Source organism: Hydrogenophaga sp. GW101-3F08 (assembly GCF_059424585.1).
Map to the genome: position 1 here is coordinate 76,573 of NZ_JBWKZP010000013.1, position 18,070 is coordinate 94,642.

15 protein-coding genes are annotated in these 18,070 nt (G+C 68.8%); 6 read left to right on the forward strand and 9 right to left on the reverse strand.

Annotation, left to right across the window (positions count from 1 at the left end):
* Positions 1–113 precede the first annotated feature (113 nt).
* Both AC07YZ_RS23795 and AC07YZ_RS23800 read left to right on the forward strand, forming a co-directional pair.
* Positions 114–1,451, forward strand: coding sequence for a TrkH family potassium uptake protein (locus tag AC07YZ_RS23795; protein WP_494796585.1), 1,338 nt, complete (start codon positions 114–116; stop codon positions 1,449–1,451).
* Entirely contained in the window at positions 1,441–2,115 is a 675-nt protein-coding gene (locus tag AC07YZ_RS23800; protein ID WP_226491064.1) for a potassium channel family protein, read from the forward strand. Before AC07YZ_RS23795 ends, AC07YZ_RS23800 begins: the two co-directional genes overlap by 11 nt.
* 180 nt (positions 2,116–2,295) lie before the next feature.
* Here AC07YZ_RS23800 and AC07YZ_RS23805 read toward each other — a convergent pair whose 3' ends face one another.
* Genes AC07YZ_RS23805 through AC07YZ_RS23815 form a run of 3 tightly spaced genes read right to left on the reverse strand, consistent with a single transcriptional unit; the run spans position 2,296 to position 6,202 of the window.
* The gene (locus AC07YZ_RS23805; protein WP_494796586.1) at positions 2,296–3,390 is read right to left on the reverse strand and encodes a patatin-like phospholipase family protein; all 1,095 of its coding nucleotides are present in this window, start codon (positions 3,388–3,390) and stop codon (positions 2,296–2,298) included.
* Positions 3,391–3,433: 43 nt separating this feature from the next.
* The gene (locus AC07YZ_RS23810) at positions 3,434–5,839 is read right to left on the reverse strand and encodes a zeta toxin family protein (protein ID WP_494796587.1); all 2,406 of its coding nucleotides are present in this window, start codon (positions 5,837–5,839) and stop codon (positions 3,434–3,436) included.
* A gap of 18 nt (positions 5,840–5,857) precedes the next feature.
* Positions 5,858–6,202, reverse strand: a complete 345-nt coding sequence (locus tag AC07YZ_RS23815; protein WP_494796588.1) for a hypothetical protein — start codon at positions 6,200–6,202, stop codon at positions 5,858–5,860.
* 176 nt (positions 6,203–6,378) lie between these two features.
* Between AC07YZ_RS23815 and dinG the strand changes: the two genes are divergently transcribed.
* Positions 6,379–8,793 carry an ATP-dependent DNA helicase DinG gene (gene dinG, locus AC07YZ_RS23820; protein WP_494796589.1) on the forward strand — a complete coding sequence of 805 codons (2,415 nt, stop codon included), beginning with the start codon at positions 6,379–6,381 and terminating at the stop codon, positions 8,791–8,793.
* 106 nt (positions 8,794–8,899) lie between these two features.
* Here the strand turns inward: dinG and AC07YZ_RS23825 are convergent, their stop codons facing one another.
* Genes AC07YZ_RS23825 through AC07YZ_RS23835 form a run of 3 tightly spaced genes read right to left on the reverse strand, consistent with a single transcriptional unit; the run spans position 8,900 to position 12,302 of the window.
* Positions 8,900–9,823 carry a LysR family transcriptional regulator gene (locus tag AC07YZ_RS23825; RefSeq protein WP_494796590.1) on the reverse strand — a complete coding sequence of 308 codons (924 nt, stop codon included), beginning with the start codon at positions 9,821–9,823 and terminating at the stop codon, positions 8,900–8,902.
* 35 nt (positions 9,824–9,858) lie between these two features.
* Positions 9,859–11,313: a sulfatase family protein gene (locus AC07YZ_RS23830; protein ID WP_494796591.1), complete on the reverse strand. Its 1,455-nt coding sequence runs from the start codon at positions 11,311–11,313 to the stop codon at positions 9,859–9,861.
* Between the two features lie 29 nt (positions 11,314–11,342).
* Entirely contained in the window at positions 11,343–12,302 is a 960-nt protein-coding gene (locus tag AC07YZ_RS23835) for a tripartite tricarboxylate transporter substrate-binding protein (protein ID WP_494796592.1), read from the reverse strand.
* Between the two features lie 216 nt (positions 12,303–12,518).
* On the opposite strand from AC07YZ_RS23835, the gene AC07YZ_RS23840 reads away from it, so the two are divergent.
* Both AC07YZ_RS23840 and AC07YZ_RS23845 read left to right on the forward strand, forming a co-directional pair.
* Positions 12,519–12,989: a CopD family protein gene (locus AC07YZ_RS23840; protein ID WP_494796593.1), complete on the forward strand. Its 471-nt coding sequence runs from the start codon at positions 12,519–12,521 to the stop codon at positions 12,987–12,989.
* 130 nt (positions 12,990–13,119) lie between these two features.
* Positions 13,120–13,734, forward strand: coding sequence for a LysE family translocator (locus tag AC07YZ_RS23845; RefSeq protein WP_226491073.1), 615 nt, complete (start codon positions 13,120–13,122; stop codon positions 13,732–13,734).
* Positions 13,735–13,756: 22 nt separating this feature from the next.
* Here the strand turns inward: AC07YZ_RS23845 and AC07YZ_RS23850 are convergent, their stop codons facing one another.
* The 3 genes from AC07YZ_RS23850 to AC07YZ_RS23860 form a co-directional block, all read right to left on the reverse strand.
* The gene (locus AC07YZ_RS23850; protein ID WP_494796594.1) at positions 13,757–14,077 is read right to left on the reverse strand and encodes an EthD family reductase; all 321 of its coding nucleotides are present in this window, start codon (positions 14,075–14,077) and stop codon (positions 13,757–13,759) included.
* A gap of 104 nt (positions 14,078–14,181) precedes the next feature.
* Positions 14,182–15,372: a metal-dependent hydrolase gene (locus tag AC07YZ_RS23855; protein WP_494796595.1), complete on the reverse strand. Its 1,191-nt coding sequence runs from the start codon at positions 15,370–15,372 to the stop codon at positions 14,182–14,184.
* Between the two features lie 53 nt (positions 15,373–15,425).
* Positions 15,426–16,376, reverse strand: coding sequence for a LysR family transcriptional regulator (locus tag AC07YZ_RS23860; RefSeq protein WP_494796596.1), 951 nt, complete (start codon positions 16,374–16,376; stop codon positions 15,426–15,428).
* Positions 16,377–16,499: 123 nt separating this feature from the next.
* Here AC07YZ_RS23860 and AC07YZ_RS23865 point away from each other — a divergent pair, with 123 nt between their 5' ends.
* Positions 16,500–18,008 carry a CoA-acylating methylmalonate-semialdehyde dehydrogenase gene (locus AC07YZ_RS23865; RefSeq protein ID WP_494796597.1) on the forward strand — a complete coding sequence of 503 codons (1,509 nt, stop codon included), beginning with the start codon at positions 16,500–16,502 and terminating at the stop codon, positions 18,006–18,008.
* Positions 18,009–18,070 lie beyond the last annotated feature (62 nt).

Sequence of the window (18,070 nt, forward strand, 5' to 3'; positions counted from 1 at the left end):
ACAGAAAGTCGGACGGGAATCGGTTGGCGTTGCAGCCCTTCGTCGCCTGGCGCGGGGACCGGAGCCGCCGCCATGACCGGCTAGACTCGCTCACCCCCGTCCGCCTGGCCCCGATGAAGAACCACCTGCCCACCCACCCGGCCTCCGTGCTGGCCCTGGCGTTTCTGGCCACCATCGTGCTGGGCACGGCGCTGCTGATGCTGCCCTGGGCCAGTGCCAGCGGCGAGGGCGCACCCTGGCTGACGGCGCTGTTCACCGCCACCTCGGCGGTGTGTGTGACCGGGCTGGTGGTGGTGGACACGGGCACCTACTGGAGCCCGCTGGGCCAGGGGCTGGTGATGGCGCTGTTCCAGCTCGGTGGCTTCGGGATGATGACCTCGGCCACGTTGATGGGGCTGCTGATCGGCGGGCAGATGAAGCTGCGTACCCGGTTGCTGCTGCAGTCGGAAACGCATGCGCTGTCGCTGGGCGACGTGCGCTCGGTGGCGCGCATGGTGCTGGTGGTCACCGTGGTGTGCGAGGGCGGCGTGGCGCTGTGGCTGGCGGCGCGCCTGGCCATCAAGACGGACATGGGCTGGTCGCAGGCGCTGTGGCACGGGGCTTTCCACTCGGTGTCGGCGTTCAACAACGCGGGCTTTTCCACCTGGTCCGATGGTGTGATGGGCCACGTGACCGACGGCTGGATGCTGGGGCCGCTGATGCTGGCCATCGTGGTGGGCGGGCTGGGGTTTCCGGTCATCACCGAGCTGTGGGCCAACCGGCGCAAGCGGCATGCGCGCTGGTCGGTGCACACCACGCTCACGGTCTGGGGCTCGGCGGCGCTCGTGCTGCTGGGCACGCTGGCGCTGTGGCTGGTGGAGCACGACAACCCCAGGACGCTGGCCCCGCTGGGCTTTGCGGACCAGTGGCTGGCGGCCCTGTTCACCTCCGTTTCAGCGCGCACGGCGGGGTTCAATGCGGTGGACATCGGCGCGCTGGAACTCGAATCGCTGGTGCTGCACTGCGTGCTGATGTTCATCGGCGGCGGCAGCGCCGGCACGGCCGGTGGGGTGAAGGTGACCACGGTCTTCCTGCTGCTGCTGATCGTCTGGAGCGAGATCCGCGGCCGGGCCGACGTGGAGCTGCGCGGGCGCCGCATTGCCACGCCGGTGCAGCGCCAGGCGCTGTCGATCCTGCTGCTCAGCGGGGCGGCGGTGTCGCTGGGGTTGCTGGTGATCATTCCGATGACCGAGCTGCCGCTGGACAAGCTGATGTTCGAAGTCGTGTCGGCCTTTGCCACCGTGGGCCTGTCCACCGGCATCACGGCCGATCTGCCGCCCGGTGCGCAGGGCGTGATCATTGCGCTGATGTACACCGGGCGCGTGGGCGTGGTCACGCTGGCGCTGGCGCTGGCGATCAACCAGGTGCCCAGGGCCTACCGATATCCCGAGGAGAAACCGATTGTTGGCTAAATCAAACTCAACGCGAGGCGACAGCGTGGTCGTCATCGGCCTGGGGCGCTTTGGCTCCAGCGTGGCGCGGGCGCTGGTGGCCGCAGGCCACGAGGTGCTGGCCATCGACACGGACGGGGAGGTGGTGCAGGACCTGGCGCACGAGCTGCCGCACGTCGTCCAGGCGGACTCGACCGAGTTGCCGGCGCTCAAGCAGCTCTCGGTGACCGACTTCTCGCACGCGGTGGTGAGCATCGGCGCCAACCTGGAGGCGAGCGTGCTGACGGTGCTGAACCTGGCGCAGATGGGCGTGAAAGACATCTGGGCCAAGGCCAACAGCCCGCAGCACGGGCGCATTGCCGAGCGGGTGGGCGCGCACCACGTGATCTACCCGGAGGCGGACATGGGCGAGCGCGTGGCGCACCTGGTGACGGGCAAGATGATCGATTTCATCGAGTTCGACGACGGCTTCGCCATTGCCAAGACCCGAGCGCCCATGGAAACGCACAACAAGACGCTGGCGGTGTCGAACGTGCGCAAGAAGCACGGCATCACGGTGGTGGGCATCAAGCGCCGCCACCAGGACTTCATCTACGCCAAGCCCGACACCGAGATCAAGCCGGGCGACCACCTGATTCTGGCCGGGCCGACGCCGCTGATCGAGAAGTTCGCGGCGCTGTACTGAACGGAGGGCGGCGGCGATCAGGCCAAGCCCGAGCCAGGGCGACAGCAGGGTCATGGTGTGTGGGGTGGGCAGGGTGCGCCGCCCAGGGCACAGCCGGGTTGCTCTTCGACAGGCCCAGGACGAACGGCCAGTGCCGTCCCCTGGAGGGAGTCGCGCGAAGCGCGGCGGGGGTGTTTCATGCTAGCCGGTGTAGGCCGGCGGCAGCTCGAAGGTGGAGCGCTGGCCCAGGTGCTGGCCGTTCGTGCGCAGCCAGGCGTCGGTCGCGGCGCGGCCGATGTCGTGCAGCTGGGACAGAAAGGCCCAGCCGGTCTGCGTCTTGCTGGCGGCGCCGAACTGCGCGAGCTCGACTTCGGCGTCGAGCCGGTGCAGGCGCAGGTCGTCCACGCGCTGGAACAGCGGGCGCCGGTAGGCGCTGTCGGGGCGGCCGGCCTCCTGCAGCAGTTCCTTGAGCAGACCGATGGTGCGCAGCTCCTTGAGCAGGCTGGCGTTGAAGGTGACTTCGCTGGCGCGGTCGAGGATCTCGCTGGCCTGGGTGGGCACGGCCTCGCGCCGGCTGGGGTTGATCTGCACCAGCAGCAGGTCATCGGCCGAGGTCTCGCTGATCAGCGGCAGCAGCGAGGGGTTGCCGGCGTAGCCACCGTCCCAGTAGGCCTCGCCGTCGATCTTCACCGCCTGGAACAGCAGCGGCAGGCAGGCCGAGGCCAGCACCATGTCGGCGGTGAGCTCGTGCTGGCGAAAGATGCGCAGGTCGCCGGTGGCCACGTGCGTGGCGGCCACGAAGAGCTGGGTGCGGTCGCAGGCGCGCACGCGCTCGAAGTCCACCGTGTCGGTCAGGATGTCGCGCAGCGGGTTCAGGTTCAGCGGGTTGAACTGGTAGGGCGAGAACTGGCTGCCGACGAACTGCGCGAAGTGCTGCCAGGGCGCGGCCACCGCCTGCAGCCACGGATGGCCCAGGCCGAACAGCTGGGCCATCGACCCCGCGCCCAAAGCGTGGAACGGCGAGGCGTCGGCGACCCGCTTCCAGAAGCGGCGCAGGCCGGCGCGTGCGCCTTCGCGGCCACCCTCCATCAGCCCGGCGGCCAGCGCCACCGCGTTCATGGCGCCCGCGCTGGTGCCGCTGACGGCCGCGATCTCCAGCCACTCTTCTTCCAGCAGGCGGTCCAGCACGCCCCAGGTGAAGGCGCCGTGTGAGCCACCACCCTGCAGGGCCAGGTCGATGCGCAGTTTCTGGCTGGTGGCGCGCGGCGCGGGTGGGGGGCGGTGGCGGGTGGTCATGGGCGGTCCTCGTCGACGGACCATTGTGCATGGCCGATCCCGCTCAGGCCCGCATGCGCGCGGTCGCCAGCGCCTCCTGCCCAAGGCCGGGCACCTGGGGCTGTTCGCCCACCTGGGCCTGCGCCTGGGACTGCGCCAGCGCATGGGCGCGCTCCAGGTGCTGCTCCGGGCTCTGGCGCAGGGCGCTGTCCACCCGGAACTCGCTCAGCGGGGCCTGCTCCTGCACCACCGCCACCAGCTGCGCGTCCCGGCTCAGGTGAAACGCCTGCACCGCACCCCGGTGCGCATATTGCTGGGCGTGGGCCACGGCGGCCGCGCTCACGCGCTCGATCTGCTCCGGGCCGTGCCCATGCGCGGCCAGCGGCGGGCCCAGCTGGGCGCGGGCCAGCCCGGCGTGGTGCGCCTGATGGGGCGACAACGAGGGGCTTGCCGCGCCTGGGTGCTGACGCCCGCCGGGTTCTGCCACCACCGGTTGAGCTCGGTCGTGCTGTTTCAGTTGACGCGGTGCGCCATGCGCAGGGGTGCCCGGGCCGCCCTGCGCGGGGCTTTTCCGCAAAGCCGCAGGCAGCTCGGGCGCCGGAATGCCGCGCTCCTGGAGCACAGCCCGGATCGCCGAGACGTGGCCGGTGTCTTTCCAGAGGCGGTTCAGGCCGTCCTGCACCCGCTGGGCCTGGCGCTGCTCGGCCAGCGCCGGGGGCCAGCCTTTGTCGAGGTGGTTGCGCGAATCCTTCTGGCCCGCGAGTTCCAGCACACGGCGTTTGTCTTCCACCATCTGGCCGGTGTGGTGCTGGTGCTTCTCCAGCAGCTGTTCGCTGCCCATGGCGCGGTAGTTCTCCAGCGGCTGGTGCGGGCGAACGCGCGGGTACTTCTCGTGCAGCGCGTCGCTGTAGGCGGCGCTGGCCGCTTCGCCCGGGCGCTTTCCGGCGTCGATGTGCCGGGCCAGCGCCTCGTTCACGTCGTCCTTGTCGAGCCGGGGGTACTGCGCATGGGTTTTCTCCCAGGTGCTTTCCACGCCGGCCTTGCCTTCGAAGAAGCGGCCATTGCGTTCGGCCTCGGTGGCGAACCGCCCGCTCGCCTGGCTCAGGCGGTCTTCCAGTTGCGCGCGTTTGGACGGGTCGGTTTCAGCGGCCAGGTCTTCCCGCAAGCCGTTGACCTGGCGCAGCAGACGGCCTTCGCGCGACACATGGTCGTAGCCCAGCTCGCCCACCTCGCGGCCCAGGTACTTGCTGAACTGCTGCAGGCGGGAGTCTTCGTAGGCCCGGTCCGCCAATACCCCTGCCGCTCCGCCCACCACGATGCCGCCGGCGATGGGGCCGACGGGGCCGGTGACGGGGCTGGTGAGCACGCCACCGGCCGCGCCCAGGGCTCCGCCCCCCGCTCCGGCCAAGCCCGTCACCGTGCCGCGAGCCGCCACGTCGGCGCCTGCCTCTGCGCCGCGCACCCACTGCTCGCGGTTGCTGCGCGCCTGATCGATGGCGTCGCGGGTGTCGTTGACGCCCTGGTAGACGCCGTAGGCGGTGCCGGCGATGCCCAGCCCTTTGCCCATAGTGCGCGTGGCGCCCGCCAGGTTGGAGCCGCGTGCCTCGGTGGCGAGATCGCCCAAACCCTTTTCGACGGCTTGCGCCTGCCGTTCCTGCAAGAGCGTGGCGGTTGTCTGCGCGTTCACCTGGGTGTTGGGCAAACGCTCGGGCAGCTCATGGTGCAGACGGCGTTGGTCGTGGATGGACCGCTCCAGCTCGGCCGCGCGAATGAAGCCCATACGGCCTTCTCGCGCCGCTTCCAAGGCCTGGCTGGGCAAGACCGTGGGCCGGGTGCGCGAGTCGTGGTGCAGCTGTCCCTCCCGGTCATAGATGCGGATCGGTGAGCCGGTCTCGCGGGCGACCGCGTCGAGTTGATGTGGCAGTTGCTGGTAGACGTTGTCCCGGACGCCTGAGGGGACGTATCGGCCGTGGCCCTTGCGCATCAATTGATCGGTAAACCGCGCATCCACGCCGAGTTCGCTCTCGATCCGGTGCGTGGCGATGGCGCGCACCTCCACGTCGTAGCCTCTGGCCTGCAGGTCTTTGATGACATCCACCCTGGGCGTGGTGGTGTCCAGAATGATGTTCTTGCGGTCGCCGATGGCGGCGTCCCGCAACTCGGTGGCCCATTGGCTGGCGTCGCCATGGGTCTGGCCCGACCAGGTGTAGGGGTGTTGCTGGCGCAAGCCATGGGCTTGCGGATGAAAGCTACGCAGCTTGTCGGGATCGACTGTGACAACGTTGCCTCCCAGCTCGGCCCTGGCGGCATCAACCAGGTTTCCTTTGCCCGCTCCAGGTTGCCCCGCCATGATGACGGCGCGTGGGCGCTCCTGGCTGGTGGCGTTCTGGAATTGAGATTGCCGCAAGACTTTGTTGTTCAGAATCTGCTGATGCAGATCCGGGTCGATTTTTGGGTAGTCATGTGCCATGGCTCAAACGCTCCAAAATCAATCAAAAAATGCTTTTAATTCCCCCACGCCTCGGCCCAGCGAGTCCGTGCGGCAATTGATCATCAGCATCTCTTTTTCTTTCGCCTTGGCGATCAGCGCGGTATCCCCCGTGGCCTCTGCTGCTTTGACCTCTTCTGTGGCATCGGACCAATAGCTTTCAAGGCAAACCTCCAGCAGCGCGATCGCCCGCTCGAACTGGTCGTACCGCAACGTCTTGCTCATGAAGAGCGTCACGCCGGTACCGGTCAGCGCCTCTTCCAGGTCCGCGATCAGCGCAGGGTATTCCTTCAGCGCCTCTTGCAGGACTTTGGGCACGGGTGGGTGGTTCTTGTAGGTCTTCATGGTGTTCGCTTCCCTGGCTGGCGTGGCGGGTCCGTATGCATACTTTCGATGGATGCGGCGCGCATCTTGGCACAGCGATTCCAGGCCCCCGCCTGGGACCCTGCCGGATCGCCGCACGACCGCCGCACAGCAACCCAGGACACCGGCCCTTCACACCGCCCAGACACCCGCGGTCTGTGACAATCCCCGTTTGCCTGTTCTTCCGCATGACCCAGAGCGCCGAATCCCCCGAAGCCTCACCCGCCGAGCCCGATGTGTTGCCCGGCGGTCCGCTGGCGCGCGAGGCGCTGGCCCTGGCCGCGTTCGACCACATGGTCTCGCACGCCCCGGGCTTTCGCGCGCGCCCCGGCCAGCGCGAAATGGCCGCGCTGATCGCGCACACGCTCAGCGGCGTGTCGCTCGGCGACGGCTCGGTCAGCGCTGAGGCGGGCTTGCCCGAGCGTGGCATCGCGGTGGTGCAGGCCGGTACCGGCGTGGGCAAATCGGCGGCCTATGCCTCCACCGTGATCCCGCTGGCCCTGGCGCAACAAAAGCGCGTGATCATCTCCACCGCCACCGTGGCGCTGCAGGAACAGCTGATCGCCAAGGACCTGCCCGCGCTGGCCGCCGCGCTGCCCGAGCCGTTCACGTTCGCGCTCGCCAAAGGGCGCGGACGCTACGTGTGCCGCCTCAAGCTCGACCAGCTCAGCGGCGGCGACGCCGCCAGCGCCGACCTGTTCGAGAGCGACGACGCGCTCGGTGCCGCCGATGCCTCGCCCGCGGCGGTGGCCGCCAGCACCGTGGCCAACGCCGCCGCCAGCGCCCGCGCGGCCGAGCGCTGGAGCGAGCGCGCCCAACAGTACGCGCAGTGGACGGCCTCGCTCGACGCCGGCAGCTGGGACGGCGACCGCGACCGGCTCGACGAACCGCCCGAAGGCGAGCTGTGGGGCCCGGTGGCCGCCGAGCGCCACACCTGCACAGCACGCCACTGCCCGAGCTACAACAGCTGCAGCTACTACCAGGCGCGCGCCCGGCTCGCGCAATCGCAGGTGATCGTGGTCAACCACGACCTGCTGCTCTCCACCCTGGGCCTGCACGCGTTGCCCGCGCCCGAAGACTGTTACCTCGTGTTCGACGAAGCGCACCACCTGGGCGCCGTCGCGCAGGGGCAGTTCACCGAAAGCATGGACCTGATGCGCAGCCAGTGGCTGGACCGCCTGCCGCGCGCGGTGGACGAAGTGGCCGGCGCGCTGCAGCACACGCCGGGCGTGGACGTGGCCACGCTGGCGCGCGAACTGAAGACCGCGCAGGGCGAACTGGCCCGCCTGGCCATGGCGCGCATCGGCGCGCTGCCCGAGTGGCTGGCGCTCACCGGGCGCGGGCGCACGCCCGAGCCCGCCGAAGGGGGCAGAGGCTCGGCGCGCGGCGGGTTTCGCCAGGCGGCCCCGCCCGAACGGGGGTACCAGGCGCCACCGGTGGTCGATCGTTTTGAAGGCGGCGCGCTGCCACCCGAGTGGCTGGAAACGGTGGCGCAACTGCACAGCCGCGCCAGCGCGCTGCTCAAAGTGATGGAGGCGCTGGCCACCCAGCTCAAGGCCAACGCGCGCGACAACCCCGGCGACGCCGCGCGCTGCGCCAAGCTTTATAGCCGCCTGGGCGTGCTCGCGCCGCGCCTGCAGCACGCGCAGGCCACGGCCGAACTCTGGCTGCAGGACCCGGCCGCCGGCCAGGCGCCGCTGGCCAAATGGCTCGAAGCCGGCATCCAGCACGGCCTGGTCACGCTCACCGCCCACGCCTGCCCGCTGCAGCCCGGTAGCCTGCTGCGCAACCAGCTCTGGAACAAGGTGCGCGCGGCCGTCGTCACCTCGGCCTCGCTCGTCACCTGCGGCGGCTTCGAGCACTTCCTGCACGAGTCCGGCCTGGCGTACGACGCCGCCGTGGTGGCCCGCGAAGTGCAAAGCCCGTTCGACCACGCGCGCCAGGGCCGGCTGGTCGTGGTGCAGACCCGGGCCGACCCGAAAGACGTGGAGGCCTACACCCGCGAAATGCTGGACGCGCTCATGAGCGATCTGGCCGCCGTGCAGCGCGGCGCGCTGGTGCTGTTCACCTCCAAGGCGCAGATGCGGCGTGCGCAGGAACTGCTGGAGCGCGGCCTGCACAGCGATCTGCGCGGGGCGGTGTTGGCGCAGGGCGAGGCCTCGCGCACCCAACTGCTGCGCCGCCACGCCGAGCGCGTGCAGGCCGGTGAGCCGTCCATCCTGTTCGGACTGCAGTCGTTCGGCGAAGGGCTGGACCTGCCCGGCGAGCTCTGCGAGTGGGTGTTCATCACCAAGTTGCCGTTCGCCTCACCCGGCGACCCGGTGGGCCAGGCGCGCGCCGACTGGCTCAAGGCCCAGGGCCGCGACCCGTTCAGCGAACTCGTGGTGCCCGCCACCGGCGCGCGCCTGCTGCAATGGACCGGCCGGGCCCTGCGCAGCGAGACCGACGAAGCGGTGGTGGTTTGTTACGACGCGCGCTTGCTGCGCCAGAACTATGGCCGGCGCATGCTCAAGGGCTTGCCGCCTTACAAGCTGCAGCGTCGCGATGCCTACGGCGTGACAACCGACTTGTGAGTCGCGTGCCCGCAGTGCGCTGGTTGGTACACGCGTTGCGCGTTGAGGATGCCCGCTGAATCCAGCAGCACGGACAGGAGCTCTTGGCGCAACAAGGTGGATGGTTTCAGGGGAGCTTTCTGGCCAGCAGGGCGCCATTGTCGATCAGCGTGCCGACCACTTCCACCAGGGCGCTGCGCACGGCTTCCCCGGCCGGGGTCAGGGGATGGTCCACCAGCCACACCAGGCTCTGGGTGCGTTCGATGGCCGGTTCGGTGATTTCGCGGGCCACCACCCCCGCTGAAGCGGATGCGGCCAATGCGTTGCGCGGCATCACCGCGCAGGCCAGGCCTTCGCTGACCATGTCGCGGTACAGCTCGGGGTTGTTGAGTTCGTAGCGCACGTTCAGCGGGCACCCCAGCGAGAGGGCGGTGCGCTCTATGAGTTTGCGCAGATCGTGCTCGCGGTCGGGCGCCACCAGCGGGCGGTCACCGATGTCGGCAAAGCGGATGGGGCCCGATTCGACGCCCCAGGTGCGGGCGGCGCCGAAGAGGAAAAAGCGCTCTTCGAAGAGCGGAATCGCTTCCAGGCGCGAGATCTCCGAGGCGATGGGCAGCAGCGCCAGATCGACCCGACGTGCCTCCACCAGAGCGCGCGCCTCGCGCGACATGCCCGTACTCAGCTGCAGCTGTACCGCAGGAGCACGTTCCCTCAGGGCGCGGAACAGCGGGACGGCCAGCACCGGCGCCACCGAGCCCACCAGACAGAGGCTGACGTTGCCGCGTGCTTCGCTGGCCGAACCGCGCACGTCGTCCTTGATGCTGTCGATCTGACGCAGGATGGAAGTTGCACGGTCCAGCAGGCGCCGTCCCTCCGCTGTCAGCTCGACGCCGCGGGCATGGCGCGTCAAAAGCGGCGCCCCCAGTTCTTCTTCCATCGCCGCCACGTGGTGGCTGAGGGCCGGCTGGGCGATGTGCAGGGTATTGGCGGCGGTGGTGATGCTGCCGGCGCGTGCGATTTCAACGAAGTACTTCAGTTGCCTGAGCGTCATGGAGTCACTCTACCGCGACACACTGGGCGCGGTGCTCAGACCGAAACGGCTGGCACCAGGGCCGCTGTCGGTACCGGCGTGGCACCGCCCGAACCCAGTGTGGCCGCCACCGCCTGGCCGCCCAGGCGCTCGATCATGGCCGCCTGATCGGCCTTGGCCAGCGCATCCACCGCTTCGGGGTCGCAGATGCGGCGCAGTTCGGCTTCCATGGCCTGCACGACCCCGCTGTGTGCGGGGTCGCCGGCGAGATCGTGCAATTCCTCAGGATCGTCGTCCAGATCGAACAGTTCAGGCCGGTGGCGCACGTAGTAGTGGAACTTCCAGCGCCCCTTGCGCACCATGAAACCGGCGGTGTTGCTGCCAGCGGCGTGGTATTCGCTGAACACCACACGCTCTGGCTGGGGCGCGCCAGCGGCCAGCGCGAACAGCGACCGCCCGGGGCGTTCGCCCATTTCTGGGGCCGGGTCAATGCCCGTGCCTTCCAGGATGGTCGGAAACAGGTCCAGCAGGTCCACGGGCGTGTCGCACACCGCAGGCGCCACACCCGGCCCGGCCAGGATCATGGGCACACGCACGCTCTCCTGGTACAGGGTGGACTTTCCCCACAGGCCACGCGTGCCCAGGTTGTCGCCATGGTCGGAGGTGTAGACGACGGTGGTGCTGTCTTCCAGCCCGGCTTCGCGCAGCGCGTCGAGGATCTGGCCCACGTTGTGGTCCAGGAAGCTGCACAGGCCGTAGTAGGCGGCGAAGGCGCGCAGGCGTTCTTCGGGCGACTCGAACTGATCCTCGTTGTCCATGAAGGCGGCGTAGTCCTGCACCCAGGGGTGCCGCTGGTACCCGTCAGCCGGGTGCAGTTTGGGCGTGGGCAGGTGGTCCAGCGGGTACAGGTCGAAGAACGCCTGGGGTGCGATCAGGGGGAAGTGGGGTGCCACCAGGCCGACATAGAGCACGAAGGGCTGCTGCGCCGCTGCCTGCAGCCATTGCACCGAGCGTTCGGTGACGGACCGGTCGTACGAGGTGTAGTGCGACTCGCCGCCGCCGATGCGATCACCCAGCATGCGTTTGCCGTTGGGGCTGCTGACGTAGGGGTCCCGGATCGATGCCCAGACCATGCCGTGGCCACCGACGACGTGCATGGGAATGTGCTCGAGGTCGAATCCGGCGGGGTCTTCGTCACTGCGGTAGTGCAGCTTGCCAATGCTCTCGACGCGAACCCGGTGCCGCTGCAGCACATGACCCCAGCCGCGTGGCGCGCCGGTGTAGGGCATGGCGTTGTCCCAGTGGCGCGTCTGGTGCACGCGCAGGCCAGTGGCAAAAGCGGCGCGTGCGGGCACACAGATCGGGCTTGGGGTGTAGGCCTGGGTGAAGCGGGTGCCGCGGGCGGCCAGCGCGTCCAGGTGGGGCGTTTGGGCCACTGGGTGGCCGGCACAGCCCATGACTCTCGGATCATGTTCATCGGACATGATCACCACCAGGTTTTGACGGGGCACGGTATCTCCTGAGGGGGTGAGCCAGCGGCTCAGTTTTCCGGCGTGTAGCCCACCGACTGGACGACGCGCGCCCAACGGGCGTGTTCAGCCCGCAGTTGCTTGTCCATGGCTTCGGAGCTCATGGTCAGCGGGGTGAATTCGGCTTTCTCCAGCACTTGTGACACCTTGGGCGACCTCACCGCGGCGCCGATGGCCTGGTTGAGTTGGGAAACCAGCGCCGGTGTGGTGCCACGGCGTGCAAAGAAGGCAAACGACTCGCTGATGCTCAAGTCCGGGAAACCTGCCGCTTTGAAGGTCGGCACCCCCGGGAGCGCCGCATTGGGTACGTCGTCCGATATCGCGAGGATGCGCAGTTGCCCGCTGCGGTGCATGGGCAGCAGGTTGGGTGTCGTGGTGATCACGGCCGGCAAATGGCCGCCCACGGTGTCGGTCACGGCGGCCGACCCGCCCTTGTAGGCCACGTGGGTGAAAGAGACGTTGGCGTGCTTGCCCAGCAAGGTGCCGATGAATTGCATGGCGGTGCCTGCGCCAGGTGTGCCAAAGGAGGCCATGGCCGGCGTCCTGGCCGCCTGTGCCAGGAAATCCTGCAGGCTGGTGGCTGGGCTGCTTGCGCCCACGGCCAGCGCAAAGCTCATGCGGCAGGCCGGGGCGATGGGCGTGAGTTCCTTGAGCGGATCGAACTTCGCCTTGACCACGTGTGGATACAAGGTCAGGTTGCCTTGAGGCGCCAGAATCAATGTGGTGCCGTCGGCGGGCGCGGCCAGCAGGGCTTCGGTGGCGAGGCGACCTGAGGCCCCCGCCTTGTTTTCAACGATCACGGTGTAGCCCGTGTCGCGCAGGCCTTCGGCCACGGCGCGGGCTACCACGTCGACGGCGCCACCGGCTGCGTAGCCGACCAGGATGCGTAGGTTCATGGCTTGCGCCAGGGAAGGGAAGGCGAGGCTGGATGCGCCCAGCAAGCCCACGAAGGCTCGGCGATTGATGAACATGTTGTCTCCGGTCGTTGGTTGTGTGGGGGCAAGGCCCGATCGCAGTATGGAGTCGATGCCGGCTGGCGAGAAATACAGATCTCACGCATCAGGCATGCAAAAAACCGAATGGGTCGGTGCACGTTCGCGCACCCTTTGCTACGATGCCGCTGCATTCGTCGTTGCACGCGGGTGTTGCGGTTCCAGACCATCCATTCGACCCACACCTCTACAACCATGATCTACGCGACGCTCAAACTGCTCCACGTTCTCGCCATCATCGTGTGGGTGGGCGGCATGGTGTTCGCCCACTTCTTTCTGCGCCCGGCCGCGCTGCAGCTGGAGCCACCGCTGCGTGTGCGCCTGATGTACGCGACCCTGCAACGCTTCTTCGCCGCGGTGCTGGTCGCCGTGCTGCTGGTGCTGGTCACGGGGCTGTGGATGATCGCCCGCCTGGCCAGAGAGTCGGCGCAGGCCGGGCTGGCCTTCAACATGCCCCTGGACTGGACCATCATGGCCACGCTCGGCATCGTGATGATGGCCATCTTCGGCCACATCCGGTTCGCCCTGTTCAAGCGCCTGAGCCGCGCCGTGCTGGCCAGCGACTGGCCCGCGGGCGGCGCGGCGCTCGCGTCCATCCGCACCTGGGTGGGTATCAACCTGGGGCTCGGGCTGGTGATCATCGTGTTCACCTTGCTGATGGCTTGAAAGGGGAAATGCCTTCCCGGACCGGCGCGTCACGCTTTGACGCTTCGAGGGCGCTGTCGCAGCGGCCGCACATCGGGCATCATGTGGCGCTATCGCTCCGCCAGGTTCAATACGTCAGAAGGGCATGCTCATGATCGGTCTTGAATTCCTCATCACCTCGCTCATCGTGGTGCTCATTCCCGGCACCGGGGTGATCTTCACCGTGTCCACCGCGCTGCTGCAGGGGCGGCGGGCGGGCGTGCTGGCTTCGCTGGGCTGCACGCTGGGTATCGTGCCGCATCTGCTGGCCACCATCCTGGGCCTGGCGGCGGTCATGCACACCAGCGCGCTGGCGTTCGAGGTGCTGCGTTACGCGGGTGTGGCCTATCTGTTCTACGTGGCCTGGGCCACCTGGAAGGACCGCGGCGCGTTCGCCGTGGACGGGCAGGCCGCGCAGCGCTCGGGCCGGAGCATCGTGTTCAAGGCCTTCCTGCTCAACATCCTCAACCCCAAGCTGACCATCTTCTTCCTGGCCTTTCTGCCGCAGTTCGTGGACCCGGCGGCCGCCTCGCCGCTGGCGGCCCTGCTGCTGCTGAGCGCTGTGTTCATGGCCATGACGTTTGCGGTGTTCGTGGCCTATGGCCTGCTGGCCCACGCGTTTCGCAAGGCCGTCATCGAGTCGGCGCGCGTGCAGGCCTGGCTGCGCCGGGGTTTTGCCGCGGCCTTCGCCGGGCTGGGCGCCCAGCTCGCGCTGCAGGAGCGCTGAGCGGCCTTCAACCGCTGAGCGCTCAGGGTTTGGCGACCACCACTTCGCTGATCTGGATCACCGGCGCGATGTCGGTGTAGTTCGGAATGTCGCCCATGATCTCTTTCGTGTGCGGCCCAAACCCGGCCTGGAACGCTTCCACCGAGGGGCAGAACAGGTGGCCGCAGGCGGCGTAGAGCGGCTCGGTGCCGGGCGCACCGCCGGCCAGTCCTTTGTCCACCGTGTAGTACAGCAGATGCTTGCCCAGGCGGGACTTCACCAGCGGCATGTGTTTGTCGCGGTAGTAGTCGTGGTTGAAGTGCGTGCCGGGGGTATTGGGGTACATCACGCTGACCTTGATCATGGTTTGTCTCCGGTTGGGGGTGAATGGCTCAAGCCGGCTGCATCGTGCCGCGCCCAGCGGTTTCGGGCAAGCCACCGCGGCTGCCCACGGGACGCGGGGCGCGCCTACCCGGCGCGGCCGCCCTGCGTCACTTGCCAGGGTGGCGGGGTGTCGTTCCCCAGCAGACGCTGCCACAACCAGGGCAGGGCGGTGCCCAGGTCGGGGCGCATGCCTTCGAGCGTGGGCCGATGGCCGCCGTTGGCCCGCGCCGTGGCGCTGCCCAGGTTGAAGCGGAAGGTGTAGGCGGGTTCCTGGCCCATGCGCAGGTCGGTCACGAACAGGTGGCCGTCGGTTTCCGAGAGGCTGTAGAAGCCATGGGTGAACGCCGCCATGCGCGCCACCGCCGGTTCGCTGCCGTGCGCGGCGATCAGCGCGGCGCCCCGTTCGTGCGCGGTCCAGCGCAGGGTGGGCTGGGCGTCCAGCAGCGAGTAGTGGCCTTCGAAATACCGCGTGGGCGTGACGGCCACCAGCCGCCAGAGCACCGTGTTGAAGGGCGCGGGGGTGACGAGCAGGCCCTGCGGGTGAATGCCGTTTTGCCGCAGCGAGTCGCGTGCGATGCGCTCCACATGCTGCTGCGCGACCACGCCCCAGACCAGGTAGAGCGTGCTGAGCACCAGGCCCGCGGCGTTCCAGCGCAGGCCGCGCGTGTTTTTCAGGCGCATGGCCGCGACCACGCCCACGATCAGCGGCACGGTGTAGGCCGGGTCGATGATGAAGACGCTGCCCACGCCGTAGGGGTGGTCGGTGAAGGGCTGCAGCAGCTGCGTGCCGTAGACCGTCATGGCGTCGAGCAGCGGGTGGGTGATGAGCGCCAGCCAGAGCGCGAGTGTCCAACGCCCCCACGCTCCGCCGCTGCGCGGGTCGCTGCCCCCCGAGGGGGTGCGGTTCAAGCTGGGGGCGGCCCGGCGCTGGAAATCTTGCCCCCACGCTCCGCCGCTATGCGGGTCGCTGCCCCCCAAGGGGGTGCGGTTCTCGCTTGGGGCGGCCCGGCGCTTGAACCCGGCCGCTTCGCCATGCAGGCGCGCCACGGCCCAGGCCAGCAGCGGCGCGGCCAGCGTCAGGAAGAACAGCGCGTGGCTTTCGGCGCGGTGGCGCGTCATGTTGAGCATGGCGTCGCCGTGGTCGATGAAGGCATCAAGGTCGGGCAGGGTGCCGGCCACGGCGCCCCAGAGCGCCGCTTTCCACACGGCGGTGCGGCGTCCCATGACGGCCACGCTCACGGCCGAACCAAGCGCGATCTGGGTCAGTGAATCCATGTGGGGAGCTTAGCGGGTGGACGCAAGCCGCCCGTGCCGCAGGGGTGTTCACGCTACAAACCAAACCCCGGCGCCAGCGCCTCCCGCAGATAGGCCACCAGGGCCGTCACCGCGCGCGGCACGTGGGCCGAATAGGGGCGGATCGCGTAGAGCTGTTCGGCGAAGGCGCCCACCGGTTTCCAGCCGGGGAGCACCTGCACCAGCTTGCCCGCGAGCAGGCTGGCCTGGGCGCTGAAGTCGGGCAGCAGCGCAATGCCCAGCCCGCTCAGCGCGGCGTCGCGCAGCGCCTCGCTGTTGTTGGCCGCCAGCGAACCCGACACCTGCACGGTCACCCGCTCGGTACCGGCCTGGGGCGTGAGCGGCTCCAGCGTCCAGGCCGGCGTGTCCTGCGAGCGCGGGTAGTGCAGGCAGTTGTGCTGCGTCAGGTCGGCGGGCCGCTGCGGCGTGCCCTGGCGGCGCAGGTAGGCGCGGCTGGCCACCAGCACCGAGCGCGTGGCGCACAGCGTCCAGGCCACGTGCGTGTCGGGTGGGTTGGCGGTGTGGCGGATCGCCAGATCGAAGCCCTCGGTGGCCAGCGAACTCAGGTGGTCCGACAGGTTCAGCTCCAGCCGCACCTCGGGGTACTGGCGCAGGAAACCGGCCAGGCGCGGCACCAGTTGCTGGCGGGCGAAGGCCACTGGCGCCGTCACGCGCAGCAGGCCGCGTGGCTCACCCGCCGCGTCGCGCACCTGGGCGAAACACTGCGCGATGTGCTCGAACGAGGCCCGGGTGTCGTCCACCAGCCGCTGGCCGGCCTCCGTCAGCCGCACGCTGCGCGTGGTGCGCTGCACCAGCGCCACGCCCGCCATGCGCTCCAGCTCGGCGATGCGCTGGCTCACCGCCGCCTTGCTCACGCCCAGCCGCGCGGCCGCCGCCGTGTAGCTGCCCTGCTGGGCCAACACGCCCAGCCAGTGGAAGTGGCCCCAGAGCTCTTGATGCCGTTCGTGGATCTTCGGTGGGTTCATGGGCCGTATTGTTCACCATACTGAACAATCAATTCAGCTTTCCGGCCTTGTATCGAGAGAGGTCGGTTCCTACACTGGCGAGACAGCTCAGAAACCGATGTCCATCCTTCAGCGAGACACACCATGACCACCGCCATCACCCACTACATCGCTGGCGCCCGCGCAGCCGGCACTTCCCCCCGCGCGCAGGACGTGTTCAACCCCGCCACCGGCGCCGTCACCGGCCGCGTGGCGCTGGCCAGCGCCGCCGATGTGGACACGGCCGTGGCAGCCGCGCAGGCCGCATTCCCCGCCTGGTCCGACACGCCGCCGATCCGCCGCGCGCGCGTGATGTTCAAGTTCCTGGAACTGGTGAACCAGCACAAGGACACGCTGGCCCACCTGATCACCGCCGAACACGGCAAGGTGTTCACCGACGCGCAGGGCGAGGTGGCGCGCGGCATCGACATCATCGAATTCGCCTGCGGCATCCCGCAGCTGCTCAAGGGCGATTTCACCGACCAGGTCTCCACCGGCATGGACAACTGGACCATCCGCCAGGCGCTGGGCGTGGTGGCCGGCATCACGCCGTTCAACTTCCCCGTGATGGTGCCCATGTGGATGTTCCCGGTGGCGATTGCCGCGGGCAACACCTTTGTGTTGAAGCCCAGCCCGATCGACCCCAGCGCCAGCCTGTTCATGGCCGAGCTGTTGAAGCAGGCCGGCCTGCCCGACGGCGTGTTCAACGTGGTCCAGGGCGACAAGGAAGCCGTGGACGCGCTGCTGGTGCACCCGGACGTGAAGGCCATCAGCTTCGTCGGCTCCACCCCCATTGCGAACTACATCTACGAGACCGGCGCCCACCACGGCAAGCGCGTGCAGGCCCTGGGCGGCGCGAAGAACCACATGGTGGTCATGCCCGACGCCGACCTCGACCAGGCGGTGGACGCGCTGATCGGCGCGGCCTACGGCTCGGCCGGCGAGCGCTGCATGGCCATCAGCGTGGCGGTGCTGGTGGGCGACGTGGCCGACAAGATCATGCCCAAGCTGATCGAGCGCACGAAAGCGCTGAAGGTGCTCAACGGCACCAACCTCGCCGCCGAGATGGGCCCCATCGTGACCGCCGCCGCGCACCAGCGCATCACGGGCTACATCGAGGTGGGCGCGGCCGAAGGCGCCGAGCTGCTGGTGGACGGTCGCCAGTTCGATGCGAAGCAGCCCGGCGAGGGTTGCGAAGGCGGTTTCTGGATGGGCGGTACGCTGTTCGACAACGTGACCCCCGAGATGCGCATCTACAAGGAAGAGATCTTCGGCCCGGTGCTCAGCTGCGTGCGCGTGCACGATTTCGCCGAGGCGGTGAACCTGATCAACGCCCACGAGTTCGGCAACGGCACCAGTTGCTTCACGCGCGACGGCAACGTGGCGCGTGAGTTCGCCCGCCGCATCCAGGTGGGCATGGTCGGCATCAATGTGCCGATCCCCGTGCCCATGGCCTGGCAGGGCTTCGGTGGCTGGAAGAAGAGCCTGTTCGGCGACATGCACGCCTACGGCGAAGAGGGCGTGCGCTTCTACACCAAGCAGAAATCCATCATGCAGCGCTGGCCCGAGAGCATCGGCAAAGGGGCCGAGTTCGTGATGCCCACAGCTAAATAGAAATAGGACCCCCTGCGCCGCCTGCGGCGTCACCCCCCAGGGGGCGCCACTGGCGGCCCGGC

Bases quoted from the DNA above. Each gene is read 5' to 3' on its own strand.
- AC07YZ_RS23795 (WP_494796585.1), top strand. From the start codon at position 114: ATGAAGAACCACCTGCCCACCCACCCGGCCTCCGTGCTGGCCCTGGCG.
- AC07YZ_RS23805 (WP_494796586.1), bottom strand. From the start codon at position 3,390: ATGACCACCCGCCACCGCCCCCCACCCGCGCCGCGCGCCACCAGCCAG.
- AC07YZ_RS23810 (WP_494796587.1), bottom strand. From the start codon at position 5,839: ATGGCACATGACTACCCAAAAATCGACCCGGATCTGCATCAGCAGATT.
- AC07YZ_RS23815 (WP_494796588.1), bottom strand. From the start codon at position 6,202: ATGAAGACCTACAAGAACCACCCACCCGTGCCCAAAGTCCTGCAAGAG.
- AC07YZ_RS23825 (WP_494796590.1), bottom strand. From the start codon at position 9,823: ATGACGCTCAGGCAACTGAAGTACTTCGTTGAAATCGCACGCGCCGGC.
- AC07YZ_RS23835 (WP_494796592.1), bottom strand. From the start codon at position 12,302: ATGTTCATCAATCGCCGAGCCTTCGTGGGCTTGCTGGGCGCATCCAGC.
- AC07YZ_RS23840 (WP_494796593.1), top strand. From the start codon at position 12,519: ATGATCTACGCGACGCTCAAACTGCTCCACGTTCTCGCCATCATCGTG.
- AC07YZ_RS23845 (WP_226491073.1), top strand. From the start codon at position 13,120: ATGATCGGTCTTGAATTCCTCATCACCTCGCTCATCGTGGTGCTCATT.
- AC07YZ_RS23850 (WP_494796594.1), bottom strand. From the start codon at position 14,077: ATGATCAAGGTCAGCGTGATGTACCCCAATACCCCCGGCACGCACTTC.
- AC07YZ_RS23855 (WP_494796595.1), bottom strand. From the start codon at position 15,372: ATGGATTCACTGACCCAGATCGCGCTTGGTTCGGCCGTGAGCGTGGCC.
- AC07YZ_RS23860 (WP_494796596.1), bottom strand. From the start codon at position 16,376: ATGAACCCACCGAAGATCCACGAACGGCATCAAGAGCTCTGGGGCCAC.
- AC07YZ_RS23865 (WP_494796597.1), top strand. From the start codon at position 16,500: ATGACCACCGCCATCACCCACTACATCGCTGGCGCCCGCGCAGCCGGC.